This window comes from Pseudomonas sp. EGD-AK9 (genome assembly GCF_000465935.2).
Lineage (GTDB): Bacteria > Pseudomonadota > Gammaproteobacteria > Pseudomonadales > Pseudomonadaceae > Aquipseudomonas.
On record NZ_AVOF01000885.1, the window covers coordinates 1 to 601 of the forward strand.

General features: G+C 69.2%; 2 protein-coding genes. Both read right to left on the reverse strand.

Features of this window, described 5'->3' with window-relative positions:
- The coding region (locus N878_RS28720) for an SDR family NAD(P)-dependent oxidoreductase (RefSeq protein WP_156350959.1) at window positions 1-129 on the reverse strand (129 nt) is incomplete at its 3' end.
- A gap of 34 nt (window positions 130-163) precedes the next feature.
- Window positions 164-403, reverse strand: coding sequence for a CDGSH iron-sulfur domain-containing protein (locus N878_RS25115; RefSeq protein WP_021446226.1), 240 nt, complete (start codon window positions 401-403; stop codon window positions 164-166).
- Window positions 404-601: the final 198 nt, after the last annotated feature.

The window sequence follows — 601 nt, forward strand, 5'->3', positions numbered from 1 at the left end:
GAAAATCACCAGGCGCGCGCCGGCCTGGGCCATGCGCACGGCCAGGGCGCGGCCGATGCCGGCGCAACCGCCGGTGATCAGCACCACCTTGCGGTCGAACACCTTGTTGGCGAATACCTTGCGATACATGCACTGCCCCCCCACAAGCCAAGCCTGGCCGACACTACAACCTGTTATGGCTGCCATCGCAACAGGGCGGCGCGGCCGTGTGCTTGCAGCCACAGAAAAACAGGGTGTCGGTCTGCTCGGAATGGTACTTCAGCGGCGTCAGTCCGCTGCCCTTGTGGCTGCCGTCGCAGAACGGCTGGCTGGCGCTGCGCCCGCAACGGCACCAGAAGTAATCCTGCCCGGCCTGAACCTCGACCGCATAGGGGCCGCGCTGGGCAATCAGCGGCTCGTTCATCGCACCCTCCCGGCAGGACGGCGCCACGCCTGGGCCGATGGGCCGCAGTCGGGTATCCTCGCCTCCTTCCAGCATAGCCGCCCGCGTCGCCATGTCCCTGCCCCGCCCGCTTCGCCTGCTGCTCGCCCTGGTGGCGCTGCTCGGCCTGTCCCTCGCCCTGGTCCATGCGCTGAGCTGGCGCCCTGCGCCGCGCGAGCC